Annotated in this window: 13 protein-coding genes; all 13 read right to left on the bottom strand. The window is 43.2% G+C overall.

Annotation, left to right across the window (positions count from 1 at the left end; all coding sequences use genetic code 11):
- Window positions 1–293 precede the first annotated feature (293 nt).
- The gene (locus QZ576_RS18855) at window positions 294–1826 is read right to left on the bottom strand and encodes an alpha-N-arabinofuranosidase (protein ID WP_297099937.1); all 1533 of its coding nucleotides are present in this window, start codon (window positions 1824–1826) and stop codon (window positions 294–296) included.
- Between the two features lie 53 nt (window positions 1827–1879).
- Entirely contained in the window at window positions 1880–3160 is a 1281-nt protein-coding gene (locus QZ576_RS18850; RefSeq protein WP_297099934.1) for a glycosyl hydrolase family 8, read from the bottom strand.
- A 30-nt stretch (window positions 3161–3190) separates the two neighbouring features.
- Window positions 3191–5638 carry a glycoside hydrolase family 95 protein gene (locus QZ576_RS18845; protein ID WP_297099932.1) on the bottom strand — a complete coding sequence of 816 codons (2448 nt, stop codon included), beginning with the start codon at window positions 5636–5638 and terminating at the stop codon, window positions 3191–3193.
- A gap of 48 nt (window positions 5639–5686) precedes the next feature.
- Window positions 5687–7039: a family 43 glycosylhydrolase gene (locus QZ576_RS18840; RefSeq protein WP_297099929.1), complete on the bottom strand. Its 1353-nt coding sequence runs from the start codon at window positions 7037–7039 to the stop codon at window positions 5687–5689.
- Window positions 7040–7058: 19 nt separating this feature from the next.
- The gene (locus QZ576_RS18835; RefSeq protein ID WP_297099926.1) at window positions 7059–9662 is read right to left on the bottom strand and encodes a glycoside hydrolase family 9 protein; all 2604 of its coding nucleotides are present in this window, start codon (window positions 9660–9662) and stop codon (window positions 7059–7061) included.
- Window positions 9663–9708: 46 nt separating this feature from the next.
- Window positions 9709–11781, bottom strand: coding sequence for an alpha-glucuronidase (locus QZ576_RS18830; protein WP_297099922.1), 2073 nt, complete (start codon window positions 11779–11781; stop codon window positions 9709–9711).
- 27 nt (window positions 11782–11808) lie between these two features.
- A complete protein-coding gene (locus QZ576_RS18825) occupies window positions 11809–13764 on the bottom strand; it encodes a glycoside hydrolase family 97 protein (protein WP_297099920.1) in 1956 nt (651 codons plus the stop codon).
- A 311-nt stretch (window positions 13765–14075) separates the two neighbouring features.
- The gene (locus QZ576_RS18820; protein ID WP_297099918.1) at window positions 14076–14966 is read right to left on the bottom strand and encodes a hypothetical protein; all 891 of its coding nucleotides are present in this window, start codon (window positions 14964–14966) and stop codon (window positions 14076–14078) included.
- Window positions 14967–14999: 33 nt separating this feature from the next.
- On the bottom strand, window positions 15000–16565 hold the full coding sequence (locus tag QZ576_RS18815) for a carboxylesterase family protein (protein WP_297099916.1): 1566 nt from the start codon (window positions 16563–16565) through the stop codon (window positions 15000–15002).
- Between the two features lie 110 nt (window positions 16566–16675).
- Entirely contained in the window at window positions 16676–17866 is a 1191-nt protein-coding gene (locus QZ576_RS18810; protein WP_297099914.1) for an esterase, read from the bottom strand.
- 18 nt (window positions 17867–17884) lie between these two features.
- Complete coding sequence (locus tag QZ576_RS18805; RefSeq protein ID WP_297099913.1) at window positions 17885–19057, bottom strand: alpha/beta hydrolase-fold protein; 1173 nt, start codon at window positions 19055–19057, stop codon at window positions 17885–17887.
- Between the two features lie 10 nt (window positions 19058–19067).
- A complete protein-coding gene (locus tag QZ576_RS18800) occupies window positions 19068–20210 on the bottom strand; it encodes an alpha/beta hydrolase-fold protein (RefSeq protein WP_297099911.1) in 1143 nt (380 codons plus the stop codon).
- Window positions 20211–20213: 3 nt separating this feature from the next.
- A complete protein-coding gene (locus tag QZ576_RS18795) occupies window positions 20214–21338 on the bottom strand; it encodes an alpha/beta hydrolase-fold protein (protein WP_297099908.1) in 1125 nt (374 codons plus the stop codon).
- Between the last annotated feature and the right edge of the window lie 70 nt (window positions 21339–21408).

The raw sequence follows: 21408 nt of genomic DNA, 5'->3' as shown, positions 1-21408 counted from the left end.
TTATACAGAGGAAATATAAAAATTTAGGAAGAATAAACAAAAACTTGTTAGGCCAATCATAATTAATTTGATACTCTTTCAAGTCATAAAGATTTGTTCTGCCTCTATTGATATGTTATACCATTCGCATTACATATTGATCTATTAAAACCTTATGTAATTTCAGTATTCTGTCTTCTAAATTAACGTTTCCTGACTACCAAATTCTATAATTACATTTTTAACACCAGTAAAAAAAGGAAGCTCAACAGCTTCCTTTTTACTAAACTATCAAATAATCAATCTATGTTGCCTTATTTCATTTGTATGAGCACTACCGATTTTGAAGGTAGCTCGATAGCGAGTTTTCCATCCTTCGGTTTTGGCACGTTAAACTCCATAAGACTCACAGATTCTCTTTCGCCAAAATCATTAAAATCATTCATGTTTTCAGCGGTAATTACCTGTCCACTTGCTGATGCAAATTCACCCTGTGGTACAGAAATTACAATATTTTCACTTTTATTAGGATCGAGATTACATAATGTAATTGACACCACTCCATTTTTGCTTGATGCTGAAGCATTAATTGTTGGTATCGATTTTCCTTCTATTTCGTACTTTCCAGATTTTATATTGGCAGGAATTAAAGTTGCATCCTGATGAACGCTGTACATTTTAAAGACATAATAGGTTGGTGTTAACACCATTTCATCATCCTTGGTAAGAATAACAGATTGCAGTACATTAATGGTTTGTGCTATGTTCGACATTTTAACGCGATCTGCATGATTATTAAAAATATTCAGGTTTATACCTGCCACCAAAGCATCGCGCAAAGTATTTTGTTGATAAAGGAAACCAGGATTGGTTCCGGGCTCTACATCAAACCAGTTTCCCCACTCGTCGACTATTAATCCAACCCGTTTCTCAGGATCGTATTTATCCATTATGGTAGAATGCTTTTGAATAAGCTCGTCCATTAATAAGGTCTTGCTTAAGGTTGTGAACCACTCTTCTTCATCAAAATCAGTAGCCGAGCCTTTTTTAGCCCAGTCATGGGTAACGGTATAATAATGTAATGATAATCCCTGCATCAGATTTTTTTTACTTTGCATTTTTGACATCAACACATCAGTCCAGTTGTAGTCAAAATCACTTGCACCACAGGCAATCTTATATTCTGCACCACCTGCATACGAGGCAAAATTCCGGTAAACATCGGCATAATATTCAGGTGTCATATTTCCTCCACAACCCCAGTTTTCGTTACCTATTCCCCAATATTTCACCTCCCATGGTTCTTCACGACCATTTTTCTTTCTCAAATCGGTCATTGGGCTAATGTTTGAAGAAGTAACGTATTCAATCCATTCCGAAGCCTCACGCACAGTCCCCGATCCAACATTCACATTTATATAAGGTTCGGCATTTATCAATTCACAAAACTCAAGAAACTCATGGGTACCAAAACTGTTATCTTCTGTAACATTGCCCCAGTGTACATTTACCATTGACGGACGTTCTTCGCGAGGTCCAATACCATCTTTCCAGTTGTAGGTATCAGCAAAACAACCTCCCGGCCAACGCAATAAAGGTATTTTCATATCGATAAGGGCACCGGTCACATCATCACGAAATCCTCTGGTATTTGGGATATCAGAGTTTTCTCCTACATATATACCGCCATAAATACAACGTCCGAGATGTTCAGCGAAATGGCCATATATTTCCTTGTTTATTTTAGTTTCCGCCTGATCGGGAAACAGAGTAATTGTAGTTTGCCCGTAAAGTATACTTGTACTAATTACAAATAAAAAGGCCAGTGTTAATTTCATTTTTGTCATTATTATTTATTTATTTCATTATAATTCAGGTTCAAAGTATCTTAGCCTCATTATTATGGATTCTCAGGTAAAATTGCCTTATAATTCCCACTCAGATGCATTAAACTGAACAGGTAGAGCAGGCCATCGTAATAAGGATCGAAATATCCATCGTTGTACGGTTCTAGTCTGGCGTTCCAAAGTTTATGTACAAAATCAAATTCAGGATCAACATCATCAACCATCGAAAGTGTTGCCGAAGTAGAAATTAATCCTAGCGAATGACGTAGTTTTCTGAAACCACCTGCCTGAAGTATCCATTCTGGTTTTGTACCGTCAGGGTTGTATTGGTCAACAAAATCGTTAATTCCCTGCGATCTCAAAAATCCCTGAAACCGGCCGGCATAATCTTCCTGCCAGTTTTTGTCTTTGCCAAACCAAATGTAGTCCATGGAGATATTCATAGGTACCCGCCACGAGTCGTACCGAAATGCCTGAGGCATCCAGCGGGCATCATGCTTCGAACCATCAAAATTGGTATAATCGTAATTCAATCCGGTTACAGGATGACAGGCGCGATGAAGAAAAGCCCGCGCAGTATCGGCACAATCGCGATAAAACTGTTCGTGTCCGTCATTGGCAAAATCAGCCCACACTTCCATAAACGCCGGCACATGATACGATGGGTCGGTCCAGTTGTACCCATCCCCTTCGGGAACAAAACTAATTTGTTTATGCTCAACATTGATAATGTGATGTATTCTCTCGGAGCCGTCTTTTTCCCACATGGCATCTAATATTCGGCGCGCTTCAGCGTAATAGTTAATTTCGGTATCGTTGCCCCATCGGTTTGATGCAAACAACAGTGAGGTTACAAAATACAACTCTCCATCTGATGCCGATCCTACGGAGTTTTGACGGTTGGTTTCCGGATTAACACTCCACGCAAAATAGGCTTCGCGCGATCCTGACTGATGCTGCATATATTTTCTACTCCATCGCCAAAGTTTATCAAACACTTCCTTTTTATCCAACTGGACTGCCACCATCAATCCATACGAAAGCCCCTCGGTTCGTGCATCATTATTTTTAATATCAGAAACATAAGCCAGCGAATCTTCAACCTCGAAATAAATACGGTTAGGTCCCTCAAAAAGATCGTGATAAGCTTGTTTCAATTTCTCATCGATATCTTTTTGCGCATATCCCGCTTCGGCAAAAAAGTTTGGGTACTCACCGGTGTAATAGGCTCCTTGTTTTTCTTCTTTTTGCTGCCCCAATATACTAGTTGCCGGGAACAGCAGCAATACTATAAAAAAGCAACATAGTGTTCTTACCATTTCTCTATTTATCATAGTTTTTAAGTTGTCTTCTCTTTCCCATTTTTATAATCTTATAAGAAGTATTTCCTGACCAGCAATTGTTTCCAAATCATACTCATATACTTTTCTTAACTCCGGCAGTTTCACATCTTCCGTATTTACTTTTGGCTCTTTTATTTTAGGAATGGAATAAAACGGATTTGGATTTTCGCCGTTAGCTTCTACCAAACCGTCGCCTGTTAATGGAACATAAGAACGAATTCGGCAATTTCCACCCAGTTTTGATCGAACCACTGCAGTTTGTACTTCGCCACTCTTCCACTTAATACCCACTTCAAAACCTCCGCGAGCCACCAATCCGCTCACCGATCCCTTACTCCATTTTGATGGAAGTGCCGGAAGCAAATGAATGGCTCCGTGCTGGCTTTGCATTAACATTTCCGCAATTCCTGCTGTGCAACCAAAGTTCCCATCAATCTGAAAAGGTGGGTGTGCATCAAACAAGTTTGGATATGTACCACCGCTCATTCTTCGGCCTGCACGTGAAACCGGTTTTAACTGATCGGTAATTAGTTTGTAGGCATGATCGCCATCGAGCAAACGTGCCCATAGATTTACCTTCCATCCCATCGACCAACCAGTTGATTCGTCGCCGCGGGCTACTAACGAAGTGCGTGCAGCCTCAAATAATTCGGGCGAATGAAAGGGCGATATTTGGTTCGAAGGGTAAAGTCCGTACAAATGTGATACGTGCCGGTGATGATCGTTTGGATTATCCCAATCGTACATCCACTCCTGAAGTTGGCCCCAGTTTCCAATTTGCATGGGGGCCAGTTTCTGCATGGTGGCCCTAATTTTTTCTACCAAGGCCGTATCAGTTCCTAAAACTTCAGCGGTTTTAACCGTTATCGAAAACAAATCGAAAAGCAGCTGGTTATCCATTGTTGTTCCGGCTGTAATGTTTGATCCGTGCCCCGCCGGGGTATTTTCAGGTGACACAGAAGGAGAAACCACCAGCCAGCCATTTTCAGGTTCTTCAATCAAAAAATCGAGGAAAAATAATGTTGCCCCTTTCATGGCCGGGTAAACACTTTTCAGGTATTCTGTATCTCCGTTAAAAGCATATTTATCGTAAAGATGCTGTGACAACCAGGCACCGCCCATTAGCCACATGCCCCAGGTAGCGCCATCAATTGGCCCGTTAATACGCCAGATATCGGTATTATGGTGGAGTACCCAACCATTGGCTCCGTACATATCCTGAGCGGTTTTTTGGCCGGTTTCCGATAGCTCTTTTACCATCTGAACCAGCGGCTCATTTAATTCGCTCAGGTTGGTGATTTCCGATGGCCAGTAATTCATTTCGGCATTAATATTTACCGTGTATTTACTGTCCCATGGTGGCATTAACTGGTCGTTCCAAATCCCCTGCAAATTGGCAGGTTGACCACCCGGACGCGACGATGAAATAAGTAGGTACCTGCCAAACTGAAAATAGAGCTCCACCAGCTGCGGATCGTCGGTAGATGCAAATTCCTCCACCCGTACGTCCGTCATTTTGTGTACCGATTCGGTTGTCCCCAAATCAAGATCAACACGTTTAAAGTAGCTCTGGTAATCTGCAATATGATCATACAATAAATCCTCGTATTTTTTATGAATGGCTGCCTGCAAATATTGGGTTGCACGCTCGTTGGCGTTCCCACTAATATCATTGTAATTGTTAAAATTGGTGGCCATTGAAATTATAATGGTAGCCGCTTTTGCATCCCTCACGGTAAGTACCGATTCATCGGCTACCAGTTCACCACCATCGTTTATTATTTTTACCCGGGTTTCGAATTCTACCGCACCTTTAACACCGTCATTACTACCGGTAAACCCTGTCATAACCAACTCGTCAATGCCGTTTGTTGTAACCGTTACTTTTGAAGGCCGGTCTAGTGTCGCCGAAAAATTCAAAGCATCTGATTTATCGGCAGAAATACGTGCAACCATTACCTGATCTGGGAAAGATGAAAATATCTCTGTTTTATAGTTTACTTCGCCAACCTGGTAGCACGATGTAGCTACAGCCGTTTCCAGGTTCAGTTCGCGCGAATAGTTGCTAACATTTTGGTGCCCGTCAAAAGTCAACTTCAGATTCCCCGCCGTTTGATAAGGCATTCCATGCGATTTTTTGGTAATAAAATCACGATTAACAAGATCCTGTGCTTCTTTGTATTTTCCATCGAAAATCAACTGACGCACCTTTTTTAATGATGCTTTGGCATCCGGATTATCGTTTCGGTTGGGTTGTCCAGCCCAAATGGTATTCTCGTTTAACTGAATTATTTCGTTTTCAGGGTTTCCGTAAATCATCGCCCCCAAACGGCCATTTCCAACCGGAAGTGCTTCAACCCATCGTTCAGCGGGTTTATCATAACGCAGCTTTAGCAGCGTATTATCTTCAGGCTGCTGTTGTACACAGGCGCAAAAGGCTGTGAATATTAAAAATACAAATATCTTCATTTTTTCAGGTTGTTAGGCCTCTTTTTAATAGTGGAATTTACTTATGTTCTATTCGAAACTTATCCAGTCGATCTCCACCGGATTATCATTGGCCGCCACCACAAAAATATTATGGATACCGGGTTCAACTTTGTTTATTTTTGTTTTCGACACAGTCATTTTTTTACTTTCTGGCACATTTATTTCAGCCAGAACAGGGCCATCCACTGCATCAATTCTCAATTCAACTATTCCACCGTTTAAAGCACCTGCGTTCACCACTACTTTTCCAGTCTTTTTCTTTTCAAAGTTTACAGCGTTGTATGAAATCCATGCACCTTCATTGGCCAGCGTGGTTTTCCAACCTGCGAAAGTATTTGTGGTATCGTTAAAAGCTATTGTTGCGCCATTTTCGCTTATTGCGCTGTAACGGTCGAGCTGAATTTTACCGGATGCCGGGGTTACACCTACACCTCGTTTTGTTGGAATAACTTTTTGAATCGTTCCATCGGCATTAAAAAACAGGCTGTCGATACACACCGATCGGTTCTTATCAAAATGAGGTGAATAATCGTTATGGTGGTAAAACAAATACCACTGATCATTGTATTCGATCAACGAATGATGATTGGTCCAGCATCCTGTTTCCGATTCGTCCATAATCACTCCGGTCATGGTAAACGGGCCTTCGGGACTATCGCCCATGGCATATTCCAGTCGTTCGGTTTTGTTTTCAACATGCGGAAATGTGAGGTAATACTTTCCGTTTCGTTCAAAAACAAATGGTCCTTCCTTCAACCCTTTTTCGGGCAAATTGGCAATGGCAACCGGCTCCGAAGCCAGTTCCGTCATGTTCTCTTTTAGTTTTGCCACATATATGTTGCCCATCGAATAATACAAATAAGCTTGTCCGTCTTTGTCGATCAAAACATTTGGATCGATACCAAAAATACCTTCAATCGCATTTTCCTCTGGAATGTAAGGACCTTCAGGTTTATCGGCAACGGCCACTCCAATTCCAAAACCTTTGCGGCCGTTGGGGCCCGCTACATTTTTATTGGCCGGAAAGTAGAAATAATATTTTCCGTTACGCTCGATACAATCAGGAGCCCACATGCTGTATGAGGAAGAATCAACCCAGGCCACTTTATTCTGGCTTACAATTACACCATGGTCGGTCCAATAGCTAAGATTTTCTGATGAAAACACATGATAATCGGGCATACAAAACCAATTCTCTCGTAGGTTTTTATTGGGCGGGGCCGGGATGTCGTGTGAAGGAAAAACATAAACCTTTCCATTTATTACTCGTGCCGTAGGATCGGCCGAAAACTGATCTCTGATTATGGGATTTTGAGCCCAACACGAAAGCATCGATACACTAACGAAAAAGGCAAGGGTAAAATATTTTCTGATATTCATTTTAAATGGTTTTAGCGATTTAATTACTTACAAGGTCGATAACAGCATGTGAAAGGAAAATATATTCAGCTGAACCGCCAATGGTTACTTCATTTTCGCCCCATAAAAATGGCCAGTCGTCTTTGTTCTCAAAAAAATCGGGTTTTAGTAACAATAATCCTGGAACAATACCGCCGGCAATGGTTGTAAAATCGGCCCTGTTATTTCCGTATGCTACTTTTTTTGATTTTGTTCCTACCGCATTTACAAACGAGATATTTGAATACGGATGACAACCAAAAATAAAGTTCAGTCCTTTAAAAACATATTTTTTATCAATCACATCGGGAAAAGCTTTATGTGCATGGTAATTAGTAATGGCAGCATTTACAACCATTCCGCTACCACCCCACCCACTGGCAGAAATCGGCACACCATAGGGATTATTTTCCTCCATTGCTTCCAAGGACTCTTTGTATTTTACAATGTAGCCTTTGAGTTTTGTTTTGTAAGCTCCATCCATGTATGGAATGGCTTTTAATGCAGGGTTCAGACTTCTACTGGCAAAAAACATCTGACCAAAATCGCGATTGCCTGTTGGTTGATCAAGAATTGTCCATAGTTTTTCTTCAAAACGATCGCGGTATTTTTTCTCTTTTGTAGTAATGTATAGCTCAAGAACAGTACTTAAATCCGCTCCACGCGCCATCATTCTCATCCAACTTTCGCTGGTATCGCTGTTGTTTTTTATGGCTTCGTCTGCCTCTTCCAAAAGTTTTACAGCATATTTCAAACATTTGCCGGCTAGTAGGTCATTGTAACCTTTTAGTGCCCGGCTTGCAGCTGCTAAAGTTGCCGCCGTTTGGTAATCCAAAAACGAACTGCGGTTGGTAAAAGCCCAGCGGTCGTCCATTGTTCCGCTTGAAACACCGTCGGTTTCGAAAGGTCCTAATTCAGAATTGTATGGCAGGTTATCGGTTTCAGTCATTGCATCGCCAAGGTGGTGATACTGGTGCAAATTTGGCACAATGATTCCTCTAACCGGGTGACCAATATTTTCTACTTGTGCCACAAGGTTTAACACACCATGTTCAATTTGCTGTAACACATCTGGCTGTCCATCGGGGCGATGGATATCTACATAGTGTGTCTTCTGATCAATATATGTTTGATCTCTGTCAACACCAAATTGTTCCCATAATCCTACAAAATCATTTATTACGCTGTTGTGCGAACCGGTCTGAATATCAAAATCACCGGCATCGAACCATCCGCCAACGGCCATTCCGGGGATTCGTTCCAACGGTTTGTATTTTGTATCGGTAGTTGGTCCTTGCTGGTAACCATCAAAATGCAGATGGTTTAGCGGAGCCTGTAAACAATCGTCTTTATAGGGTTCACCGTGCCAGGTTCGATAAGCTTCATTCACCTGCATATGATCCATTTGCACCGGAAACCACACATCGAAAGTAGGCTGCCAGATATCGTTGTAAACATCCGAATCGATCGAAAATGTATTTGTTTTTTGATCGCCGTATTGAATGCAGTAAATTCCAGGTTCTTTTATCTCACTGAAGTCAAATTTGGCATAGTTGTATCGCATGTATTCTCCCCAGACTTTTACTTCACCTCTCAATTTTTCTACAAAATCGCCCTCCTCTGTTATTTGCAATAATGAAGCTGTTTTTAGGGGTGCATCGTTTTTATCAAGCTCAATTACTGCCACTTTTTCCTGATTGGGGACATAACCAACCTGCGAAAAGCCAACTACAGGCTTACGCACCCAGTTGTCTATCGCATTGGGTTCGAGGTACCAGCTTAATACTTTTCCTGTTTTATCCGAGGGGAGTAAACTACGCACTATATACCAACCATTTTGCGCTACATTCCGGCCATCGAACAACATCAGCTCGGTTTCGCTCTTAATTTTTATTAGTCGTTCTGTATCCTCTGGAGCCATTACCAATGTATTTCCGCGTGCTAAAGGAAAGGGAACAATAAACTCGTCTTTTCCCCTATCATCGAAAGTGGTATGTCCTTCAAATTGGTGTATTTTATTGCTTCCGGGTTCTATTTTTGTATCACTAGAAGGGTAACGGGGAAACGTTCCGGGTTTACCATCCATTAAATACATCTTTTCGAAATATGCTGATGGCAGAAATTCGAGATTAAATCCTGCCTTCCCTTGCAATTTCTCAGGAAGTGGTTCATCCAGAAATACATTAATTTCTACACCCTCGTCTTTTGCTGTAACAATTAGCTTCGATTCAAAATCAAGCTCCTCATAACGCAAAGTAACCTCTATCGAATTGTTTTCACGATTTACTTTACGATCGATTAGTTTAGGCACTAAATCCCATTGTTCGGGTGTATTCTGTAGACGTACCGCCCCACCTGTTGAAGTGCGCATTCCATGCTGTATAATCTCAATGGCGGCAGTTTTTTCATCAAAGAACATTCCATTGTATTCACTGCTAAAAACAAGGATATTTACACCCGTTTTCTCAAAATACTCCAGTTCAGTGACCTTCATTTTTTGTCCGTAAACTGCAAATGAACCACCTATCAGAAATAAAGCCAAAATTCCATTCTTCAACTTTTGTCTGACTGACCGGTGTTGTTTACGTTTTTCTATTTTAGTCATATTGATTTTATTAGGTTTTTGGTAAAATTATTTTTACAGATTCTCACTATTGACTTTGCCTTACCCGCTGTCTGTCACGTTCGAGCAGCTCATCCAGGTTATATAATGGCCGTTCCAGTTCATAAGGGATCGGTTGTTTACTGAATTGCTGAAAATACAGCAAACAGGCGTCTTTCCATTCCTGTGCATTCATGCTGTGTTCTGTAAGTTTATGCTGAATGGCTGCAAATCTTTCGGCATCGACAAAACGCTCTGCTTTGTCCCAAACCCGCTGAAATTCGCGCACTTGTTTCACTCCTTCGTCATACCGATTGCATAGCTCATTCCAAAGCGTTCTGTTATTTTTCATTTTATGATCCCACGAAACATGGTGAAACCAAAGCAAATACACCTCGGGACAGGTATTCAGGTCGGCTAACTGGCCGGCAAGCGGCTCGTGGTATTGACTAATTGCATTGCTGCCTGAAGCCGTACGATCAAATCCAATTCCCAACGAATCGGCCTGATGATAATACGGTGGAGTCCAGTCAGCACGCATACCATGCGGAGCCCACCATGGACCTGGTCCATAATGTGCGTGCGCCGAGAAAATATGATGAAGCCCCAAAGGCATCATGTAATTAACAGTAGCTTCATGACTGTTGAGCATCATTTGTTTCACGGGTTGTAAAAATGACAGATTCCACTCCAGGTCATAAGAGCTTGTTTCTTTATCAATATTTTGTGGCCCGAAAGTAAGTTTCAACCATTCATCGGCTATTTGTGCGCTGCTGATCGAATGATCCCAGGCTTGCCGCCCAAAAGCATACCAGTTGGCCTGAGCAAAATCGTGACCACACCAGTTGGCATCGAGCCCGATGTTTGCAACGCCCGCAATAGCGCTGTATTTCTGATTGAAAATACTGCCATCGGTGCAACGGGCAACCTTACTGCCTGCACCTTCCTGCCAGGTTTCGCTTTTTAGAAATTCTTCCCACATGGTAGCCAGAAAAACCAGATGCACCGACTGTCCCAAATATTCCATTGTAACCTGCAATTCGGGCATCACGGTTGTCTTTTTCATTGCTCCAAATAAGGGGCTGAACGGTTCGCGTGGCTGAAAATCGATAGGACCGTTTTTTACCTGAATGATCACATTATCATGAAATTGTCCATCCAGTGGCATAAATTCATTGTACGCTTGTTTGGCACGGTCTTCATCCGATGGATCATAAACAAACGCACGCCACATTACAATACCGTTGTATGGTTCGAGCGCTTCGGCCATCATATTGGCACCATCGGCGTGGTTTCGCCCAAAGTTTTGCGGTCCGGGCTGTCCTTCGCTGTTCGCTTTAACCAGGAAACCACCAAAATCGGGAATTAACGTATATATTTCTTTTACTTTCTCCTTCCACCAGGCTTTTACAGCAGGATCGAGAGGATCTGCAGTTTCAAGGCCACCAATTACTTCAGGCGAAGCAAAGTTAACAGCCAGATAAGTTTTTATTCCGTAAGGGCGCAGTACATCGGCAACAGCTTTTGCCCGCTCCAAAACAGGTGTTGTTAATACGGATGGTGAAGCATTTACATTGTCAAGCACCGATGCATTAATTCCTACCGAAGCATTGGCCCGGGCATATTCTTTCCAAAGGTTTAAATCGCCTGAAGTAACTTCCAGCGAATCGATTCCACGCCAAAAAATGGAACGTCCGGCGTACCCCCGTTCAACGCTTCCATCCAGGTTATCCCAATGGTTTAGTATACGCAAATTATACGACGGATTTACAATTTCGTCAGCGATTGGTTCACCGCTTTGTTGCCTGCGTAAAATTTCAAAAGCGCCGTAAAGTAAGCCTGCGTCAGTTTTGGCTAGTATACTTTTATCGTTTATACGAAAACCATCGTTTTCCAACAGTTCATCTTTTACTATCTTCAACTCAACAAGCTCACCGGCTTTTCCCTGCCAACCATTCTTTAGTTCGTTAATTGCAATGTCGATGGTAGGCGATTTTTTTGAACACCTCACTTCAACCGGGATAGTGCTATTGGCTCTCAGCCACAGCTTGTGACCATTTTCGGCCCCTGCTCCGGTACTTATTAAAACAAAAACAAAAAGTGCTGTCAGTAACTTAATCATCCTCTTTAAATTTCTTTTTGTCGATTTTTATTTCTGGTTTACGATCAGTAGCCCGCCATTGCCAGGAATCGAAATATTTATTTCCTGACTTTTAGCCAGTCGTTCCGTTTCAAGCTTTCCATTCAACGCGGCATCGTCACTATAAATCCGGTAGTTACTTCCGACAGCTATCATTGGTAACTTTATCGTTAACTCCTGGGTCTCTTTTTGTGCGTTTATACCGGCCACATACCAGGTATCGCCATGTCTGCGTGCCAACACCACATATTTTCCGGGGTAACCGTCGATAAAACGCACTTCGTCCCAGGTGGTAGGTACTTCTTTCAGAAAATTAATGGCCCATGCAGGGGCATCAGTCAGGTTATTGGGCGCCAGTGCAAAATGCTGCACTGCACTTTGAAACAAAACAGCTGTTGCCAGGGCATAAACATCCGAAGTCATTCGCTTCGTTCCTCTTCCCGGCGTATTGTTGGCATTGTAAAACTCGTTTAGGGCACTTCCGCCAAAATCCATGCTACCAACGGCATTGCGGATAAATGGATGCAAACAGCCATTTGTTGCTTCGAGGTCGCAACTTCGTTGACCGAAATGCAGATTCTCGCTGGCACGAACAGCTTCGGAAGAGGCAAAGTTCGGAAACATACGTTCCCAGCCACGTGGTAAGGTACAACCGTGAAAAACAACTAACAGACCGTAATCATTGGCATCGTATAAAATGTCTTCATACACCTTCATGGTTACCTGTTTGTCGCCACCAAAAAAATCAACTTTAATACCGCGAATTCCAATTCGTTGCATCCACGCCATTTCTTTGCGACGAATAATGGTATTATCCATAATTCCGCGTGGCCCCTGCGGAGCATCGTTCCAGTACCCGTTCGAATTATACCATAGATACAAGGCAACATCTTTTGAAGCTGCATATTTTGCCAATTCCTCAATTTTTTCGCGACCGATCTGCGTATCCCACAAGGCATCTACAAGAACGGTTTCAAATCCCATAGCAGCACTAAAATCAATGTATTCTTTTTGAACGTCAAAAGTTGTTGCACCATCCATTTTTATGATCCAACTCCAACTGCCGCTTCCGTATTTGTATTCTTGTGAGGCTTCGTAAAGTGGCTCCACCACATCAAAAGGAATGGTAGTTTCTACAATTGGGGCCAGTGTTTCGCCAACTGTAATGGTTCGCCAGGGTGTAAATCCCGGCAAAGGAATACCGGCAGTATTTGTTCCGTTTCCGTTATTTTCTTCTTGTAAAGGATAGGCAATCGAGTAGCTTTTGTCTTCGTTTCCAACCAGACGGCTGGCACAATAACGGCTGTCGACTCCTGTTTCCGAAATCAGTACCCAACCGTTATCATTCACCTTAAACAGACAAGGGAAAGTGTATCCAAATCCCCATCCGTTTTTCCCCATTTCATCATCGAGGGTATAATCGGTTTCGTAACTTGGAGCGGTGCGGGCAAAACCGGTCATGGGTTTCATTTGCGGACACAAAAAGGTTGTGGTGCCTTCGGGGAATACAAATCCTGTTGATTCGCTGTTTACCACGCAACTCCGGGTTTCTTTTTGCGGATGCACTTTATAACGAAAAGCAATATTGTTATTGCTTACCTGAAAGACAACATCTAAAACTGTTTTATCATCTTTCTGAAATGAAAAAACAGCTTCGTTAGCCGTGTAATCTACCTTGCTTTGTTTGATGTTTCGAAGTTCGTACGAGTCGTTTATCTCACTTCTTTCAACCGATTCGGAAAGGGTAAGTTCCTGGGTAAAATCGCCAATATTGGTTTCCATTCCAAGAGGCGATTCTTTTATGAAAGTTTTACCGTTTAACAAAACGCTGTAAACAGGCACTCCATTTTTTGTTTCCACTGATACAACAAGTTTTCCATCAGGACTTGTTATTTTATTTTGTTGAGCCGAAATTGGGCCAATAATCAGTATAAAAAATAATGTTAAAATATAAATTTTAGCCATTCTAGTTTGTTTAGTAATAATTGATTTAGGTACTATAAACATCTCTGCCAAAACCACTATTTTGTTCTTTTAAAAACACTTCAAATAGCACAAGATGTTTTCAAAAATAAAATTAGATCAACACCAATTATTGCGTTTCAGTTTTAAGATAATCTTATTCCGTTTTTAGATAATATTCAAAAAATCCGCCAGATTCAGCCAGACTCAACAACTTTCTCACCATATGAATGAAATGAAATGACTCAAAATGTAATGCACGACAAACCGTTTTCAAGTGTGTTGCATATTACATTCTGGCCTCCGTTTAAGTTCTAATTTTTCGATTCAAATTTCCATTCATCATCGTTACACAAACCGCAGTCGTCGCCAACAAACATTTTTGATGCTTCTTTGTCGCCTTTCATTTGCCACTGATACCAGGCTGTAGCCACTCTTGCAAATTCGCCTCCGTGTGGCTCACGATACGTTCCGCCATGGCCTACATCCAAATTTGCCACATATACCGGCACATGGTTTATACGTTTGTAGTCGTCCATTCCGTTATTGTAGGCAATATCCGTTTCGCCTCCCAAAAGGTAGAGCGTAGGTGTATGTAACTTTTTCAGGTCGTCTTTTACCAAAGCCGGCATTCCCGGCATACCTCCGCCCGGAGTTGGTAAAACACCGCTATTGCACACCACCACTGTTGTTACACGTGGGTCGGGTGCCATTTCAAGGGTTTGCAGCCCTCCGCACGACATTCCGCTTACGGCAATATTTTCCACATCTACTTTTTTGTAATACGGACTGTTTTTGTCGCTGTTTTGCGCGATAGCCCAGTCAATGGCATCGGTTAACTGCGACGATTGTGAACGGCCACCGCCACGTTCGCCTTCTGCCGGCATCGGGCCAATGGCAATCACTAAAAATCCGTGCGACGCCACTTCGTTCAGAAAGTTAATGTGCTCCCATGGCGAGTTGGCACAAGCTCCGTTTCCCCAGGCAATAACTGGCAATTTGCTTTTCTTGCCAAAAACGCTTAAATCCTGTGGCCGGAAAACGGTGTGTGTTGCCAACGATGGCTCAGAAATCATAATGGCTTTGTATTCGCCGGTTCCGCCGTCTTCAACCACTCGTGAAGCACTTTCCTGTGCTGTAATGTTATTAATCGATATTGCTACTATGGCAACGAATAACAATACTGTTCTTTGAATTTTCTTCATTTTAATTCTGATTTATGATTTATACTTCTATAATTATTCCAGGCTATTTACCCATTCTTTGCCTTCGGGTGAACGTCGCCACTCAAAGTACTCGTTGAGCACCTCTAACGACGCTGCACTTGGCACCTCTCCCACAAAAGGTGTTGCCCCTTTTAAGTACATTACATCCGGATTTTCGTTGCTGAAAGCCGGCCATTCAGGAACTCCTTCGCCATTCGGGTTACCATACTTTGCAAAGTTGGTCCAGTAATCAACCATTACTTCCGAAAGTGCAAGGTCTGACTCATTTTCATGTTTATCTTCGGGCTTCAATCCAAACACAAAGGCAACATCCTGCCCATGTGGCGAACCATATCCGTAACGAGGCGAATCTTCAGGATAATCGGGGTGCTGATCGAAATAATACAAATACACATCCGATTCTCCGGTTTCCGATTGCAATCTTGCCCAACTCCAGGTATGCCAGCCAAAAGCAGCATCGCGCGACAGGTCGCGTGCGGTTTTAGGAACCGTGTTTTCACTTGCCGGATAAGCTTCAATCAGCTTGTCGGCAAATTTTCCGTACCGCGCTCTTACCCCGTCATAATATTGTTCGGGTTCTCTTTCGCGCGAGAAACTTGCTCCCTCATCCGAATTGTATCCGATAAGCACAGGCACATCGTTGTATTTTCCTTCTTTGTAAAGTTTATACTGATCGTCGGGGATTACATAACCATCAACAATTGGCCATCCGCCGGCCATACCAAAACCACTTGGCACTTCGTCGGCATCCAAAGCACGAAGTTCGGCCAAACTGGAAACGCCTGCTTTTTGCATGTACTCCACGCCATCGGCTTCTGCCTTTTCCAGTGTTTTCATGTTTTCGCCCGGGAAAGTTCTTGGACGGGTTGGTCCAAACGAACCTCCACTTTGCGAAATGGCACCGCTAAAAAGTCCTTTTGCCAAAGGCGAGGCACACAACATGCTTACAGAAATACCTCCGGCTGATTCGCCAAAGATGGTAACTTTCGAAGGATCGCCACCAAAAGCGGCAATGTTATCCTGTATCCATTGTAAACCGGCAATCTGGTCGAGAATTCCGTAGTTTCCAGAAACATGATTCGGGCTTTCGACACTCAATTCAGGATGCGCCAAAAAGCCAAACTGATTTACGCGGTAAGCAACACTTACCAAAACAACACCTTCTTTTGCCAGTATCGTTCCATCGTAATACGAAGTTGCTCCGCCACTAAAACCTCCGCCATAAATCCAAACCAACACGGGCAGTTTTTCTTCGGCCGTCATAGCCGGAGTCCAAATGTTCAGGTACAAACAGTCTTCGCTTTTTCCAGCCGGAGGATTACCGCCCTGCATTGGAGATGGCCCAAATTCTTTGGTTTCTTTGACTCCCTCCCACTTTTCGGCAGGTTGTGGTGCTTTCCAGCGCAAATCACCTACCGGAGGCGCTGCAAACGGCACGCCTTTAAAAATCCGAAGCCCGTCCTCGATGGTTCCTTCTACAATTCCCTGTTCAACTTTTACCTGCTCTGGCGGAAGCTGAGAACAAGCATTCATTAAAACAATAATTGCAATTGCAATTAAATAGAATGTTTTTTTCATTATTGATAGCTATTAAATTTCAGTCTTTTAGTTTGTATTATCAGACTTCGACTACGCTCAGTCTGACGGTCACCCTGAGCGTAGTCGAAGGGTAATTATTATTTTGTTTGCTATTTCCAGAGATTTGGCAGAAACCTGTAATACAGTAAGTGACGCCAGGTTGACCAATCGTGGCCACCACTGCCGCCCACATAATATTCATATTCAATCTTATGATTGTCAAGTGCCTTACACAATCCATCAACTCGCCGGCTAAAAAATCCTTTGGCTTCTTCCGTTCCCTGTCCGATAAAAAGATAATCAACTTTGTCGTTCACCTTTGGATCGGTCAGAAAATGTTCGAGCGTAGTTTCGGCAGTTGCGTCACCAGCGCTGAGAATTCCAAAGTTTGCAAACAAATCGAGCGAACGGAAGCCGATAAACATACTGTGGCGTCCACCCATCGATAAACCTGAAATGGCGCGTCCCTTTGGACTTTGAATGGTGCTGTAACTTGCATCAACCAGTGGGATTACATGGTTACGCAGTTCTTTTTCAAAAATATCGAAAGTGAGTTCGGTATGCTGCGGATGATTCCGGTGAATTACCTGGTTGTTTGGAATGGCAATGATCATCGGTTCCGCTTTCCCTTCGGCCAGCAGATTGTCAAGAATCAGATTGGCGCGACCATCGTAAATCCAGTTTGATGGCAATTCGCCGCTACCACCCACAAGATAAAGCACCGGATATTTTTTAGAAGCATCATAACCCGGAGGTGTATACACATACATTTCGCGCTCGCCTTTGGTAACATCCGAATGATAAATGTGGCGCGTAACGTTTCCGTGAGGTACGTTTATGGCATCGTAATACGCCGGACCATCGCCATGAACAATCAACTGACTGTAAGGCGGCATGGCTGTAAAAGCAGCCATTGTATTGCTCGGATCGCAAATTTGCATGCCGTCAACATTAAAATGATAAGCATACATATCGGGTTTAAACGGCCCCACGGTTACCGACCAAATTCCATCTTCTCCTTTTACAAGCGGAAGAGGCTCACGACCTCTGCCAAGAGCAGTAAGAATCGTTCCATCGGTAATTGTAACCACCTTGGCTTCGGGTGCTTTTAAGCGAAAAGTTACCGTGTGGTCGTCGTGCACTTCAGGTGAATTTAAAGGCGCACTAAAAGGAATCAGTCCTTCGGTATCTTTCTGCGGATTATAATCAAGATTAACATTGGCCTGCTGTGCTTGTGAAACTAACGGGCACACAAACAGTGCAGCAACAAAAATTAGTAGTAGATTCTTTATTCGTTTCATAATTTAGATTTTAGTTTTTTACTGAAATACTCTTGATGCAAAATCGTGTAATGACTTTCGCCAAACCTGCCATTCATGGTCGCCGGGAAAAGAATTAAACTCCACATCCAGGCCATTTTCGCGCATTGTTTTTACCGCCTTTTTGGTATGCTCAATACGCATATCCTGCTCGCCACACGAAATATAGAATAAATCAAGGTTTTTATTGAATTTTTCCGACTCGGATAAAAGTCCCGGAATTTCTTTTTCGGCATCAAAACCAGTCCCCGAAGTTCTGATTCCACCAAACAGCCCGGAACTAAATACACCAACAGAGCCAAAAAATTCAGGGCTTTCGAGGCCCACATAAAATGATTGCCCGCCTCCCATCGAGAGTCCGCAAATGGCACGATTTTTAGCATCCGTCAGTGTGCGGTAATTCACATCGATAAACGGAACAATATTTTTCGTCATTTCTTCTTTGAAAGGAGCCATTCCCTGGCTGCTGTAGCCGCCAAAAGCTCCGCCGGGGGCCCTAACATTTCCGTTGGAAATTACCACGATCATTGGTTTGGCTTTTCCTTCGGCAATCAGGTTGTCCAATATAATATCGGTTTTTCCCTGCACAGCCCAGCCGGTTTCATCTTCGCCACCACCGTGCTGAATATAAACCACCGGATATTTTTCGCGGGTATTTTTATCGTAGCCCGGAGGCGTATAAACAAACAGGTGCCTCCAGCTTTTGGTGTATTCCGAATAATAGTATTTCGAACTTAAAGCGCCGTGTGGAACATCTTTTATTTCATAAAAACCCACTCCTTTTTCAGGAATATCAATGGCGCTGGTCATTTTTCCGGTTCCGTAAAACGACTGGCTCGCCGGATCGGCAACCGGCACATCATCAATCACCAAAAAGTAATAATGAAAGCCAGGCTCAATAGGCTCGGTACGAACCGACCAAACACCATCAGCACCCTTTTCCATGTCATACTTTTTACGGAGGTCAATTTGCACTTTTTGGGCATTGGGCGCTTTTACCTGAAACACCACCGAATTATCGGGCATAATGCACGGGCACTGGTTGGCGTTGTTATTGGTAGGTGCCGGAATGCCATTTTCGGGCATTTGTGCCGAAACTAAACCAGCCAGCAAACAAAAAACGACCAACAGCTTTGCTCGCCTGAAATCTGTTTTATTGAGTATATAGTTCATTATTCAGTTTTTATTTGAAAAGCAACTGTGCATACTGATGTAGACTGCGCCGCCAGGTTTGCCATTCGTGGGCGGTTTCGGGCGATTCGTAATACACATAATCGATGCCTTGTTTTTCGAGCATGTTGCGGAAAGCACCAACCGAGCCGGGAAAAGGTTCGGGTTCTTTGGTTCCCAAGCCCAACCAGAAAACTTTTATCTGGTCATTTACAGACTTCCCGTTTTTGAAGGCTCCGTTTAAAAAGGTTTCCACATTAATTTCGTCGGAACTGGGGTAATTTGATGTACCGCTAAAACCGCCGTAATAAGCAAACTTATCAAGGTTGTTCATACAGATCCGCATGGTTTGGTTGGCGCCCATCGACAAACCGGCAATAGCCCGGTGTTCCCGATCGGCAATGGTTCGGAAACGTTTATCGATCATCGGAATGATTTCGTTGAGCATCACTTCCTCAAAAACCATTGCCGGGCGACCGCCCCCTGAGCTTTGTGGTTTGTAGGCATAACCGTTGTCCATAACAATAATCATCGGCATCGCTTTATTCGCGGCAATCAGGTTATCCAAAATGCGGTTGGCGTGTCCTTGTCCGGGCCATCCGGTTTCGTCTTCAAAACTTCCGTGTTGAAGATACAATACCGGATAACGTTTTTCAGGATTTTCAGCATATTCGGCAGGCGTATAAACAAAACAACGGCGAAATGATTGTGTAATTTCAGAGAAATAGGTTTGCTCGCTAACCAAACCGTGCGGCACATCTTTCAGCGCATAAATATTCCTATCGTCGGCCGGAATTTCAATACCACTTCCCCAGCGGCCGGCACCATAAAAATATTTGGTTCCCGGATCGGGCACGGAAGCGCCATCAACATTTAACTGGTAGTAGTGAAAACCAACATCCTGCGGTTCCGATTCACCGGTCCACACGCCGTTTTCGTCTTTTACCATTTCATATTTTACACCACCAATATCGAGCCTCACGTTGTTGGCTTCAGGTGCCAAAATCTGTGCGCGAACCCGGCCCTCAGAATTCACCTGAGGATATTGTTTGCCTGGCTGATTTACCGATGATGGCTGAAAATCTTCAACCACATCCTGAGCGGTACAAATTCCGCTGATAAATAAAGCCGCAATTAATACGAATGTATTCTTCATAACCTATTCTTTAAACAGCAGTGGAGCCAGTTGATACAAACTTCTGCGCCAGGTTTGAAACTCGTGGGCAGTACCTTCCGAAACATAAGAAACCGCATTGTAACCGGCATCTTTTAAAGCCACAACTGCATTTTTTACTCCATCCGGACGTTCTTTGCTTCCGCAACTGATAAATACGAGTTTCAGGTTAGAATGATCTTTAAGATCTTCCGGAGCATAAACACCACCACTTAGCAGGGCATAATGCGAAAACACCTCCGGTTTGTTTAAGGTGATATCTTTTGTTTCCATACCACCCATCGAAAGGCCGGCCATTGCACGGTGTGCCTGATCGGGATTAGTGCGGAAATGCGCATCAACATAAGGAATCAGCTCATCTACCAAAACAGTTTGAAACGGAGTGATGTCGAAATTGCGTAAGCCGCCAAACTTAATTTCGTTGGTCATGCCATAGGTATTCACAATAATAAACGGATCGATTTTACCTTCGGCAATCAGGTTATCCATAATCAGGTTGGCGCGTCCCTGGTTCATCCACGCGGTTTCGTCTTCGCCCCAGCCGTGTTGCAAATACAATACAGGGTAGCGCTCCGACTGATTTTTGTCGTAACCCGGAGGTGTGTAAACAAAAGCCCTGCGCGAGGTTTCTGTACTTGGCGAAGGAAAAAGCACCTGCTGAACATGCCCGTGAGGAACATTTTTCAGCGCATAAAAATCCTGGTCGTGTGCCGGAATTTCAATACCGCTCTCCCAACGTACCGAACCGTAGTAGTTCAACGCTCCCGGATCGTTAAAAACACCGCCATCGATGGTAACATGGTAATAATGAAAACCTTCGTCCATTGGGCCGGCAGTGGTTCCCATCCAAACGCCATCGTCGTTTTTTGTAAGCGGAGTTCCGCCTCTTGTTCCGCCCAAACCAAGGCTCACCACCACACTTTGTGCTTCGGGCGCTTCAATTCGGAAACGGGCATAACCCTGCGAGTTTACCATGGGATATTCTTTCCCGGGCTGGTTTAAAACTGAAGGTTTAAAATCTTCTTTTATGGCCGGTTTTTCGCTTTGAGCTACACACAGCGTAAGTGAGAAAACAAAGAATATTATTAGTGTTGAAATATATTTTTTCATGTTTTTAAGATTATTTTTTTACAGTTGATAGTTTACTATTGATTGGCAGAATTAATTCACAAGCCATTGG

It is taken from the genome of uncultured Draconibacterium sp., from assembly GCF_913060805.1.
GTDB lineage: Bacteria > Bacteroidota > Bacteroidia > Bacteroidales > Prolixibacteraceae > Draconibacterium.
The sequence above is the reverse complement of the archived record's forward strand: the minus strand, read 5'-3'. Positions and strand labels throughout refer to the sequence as shown.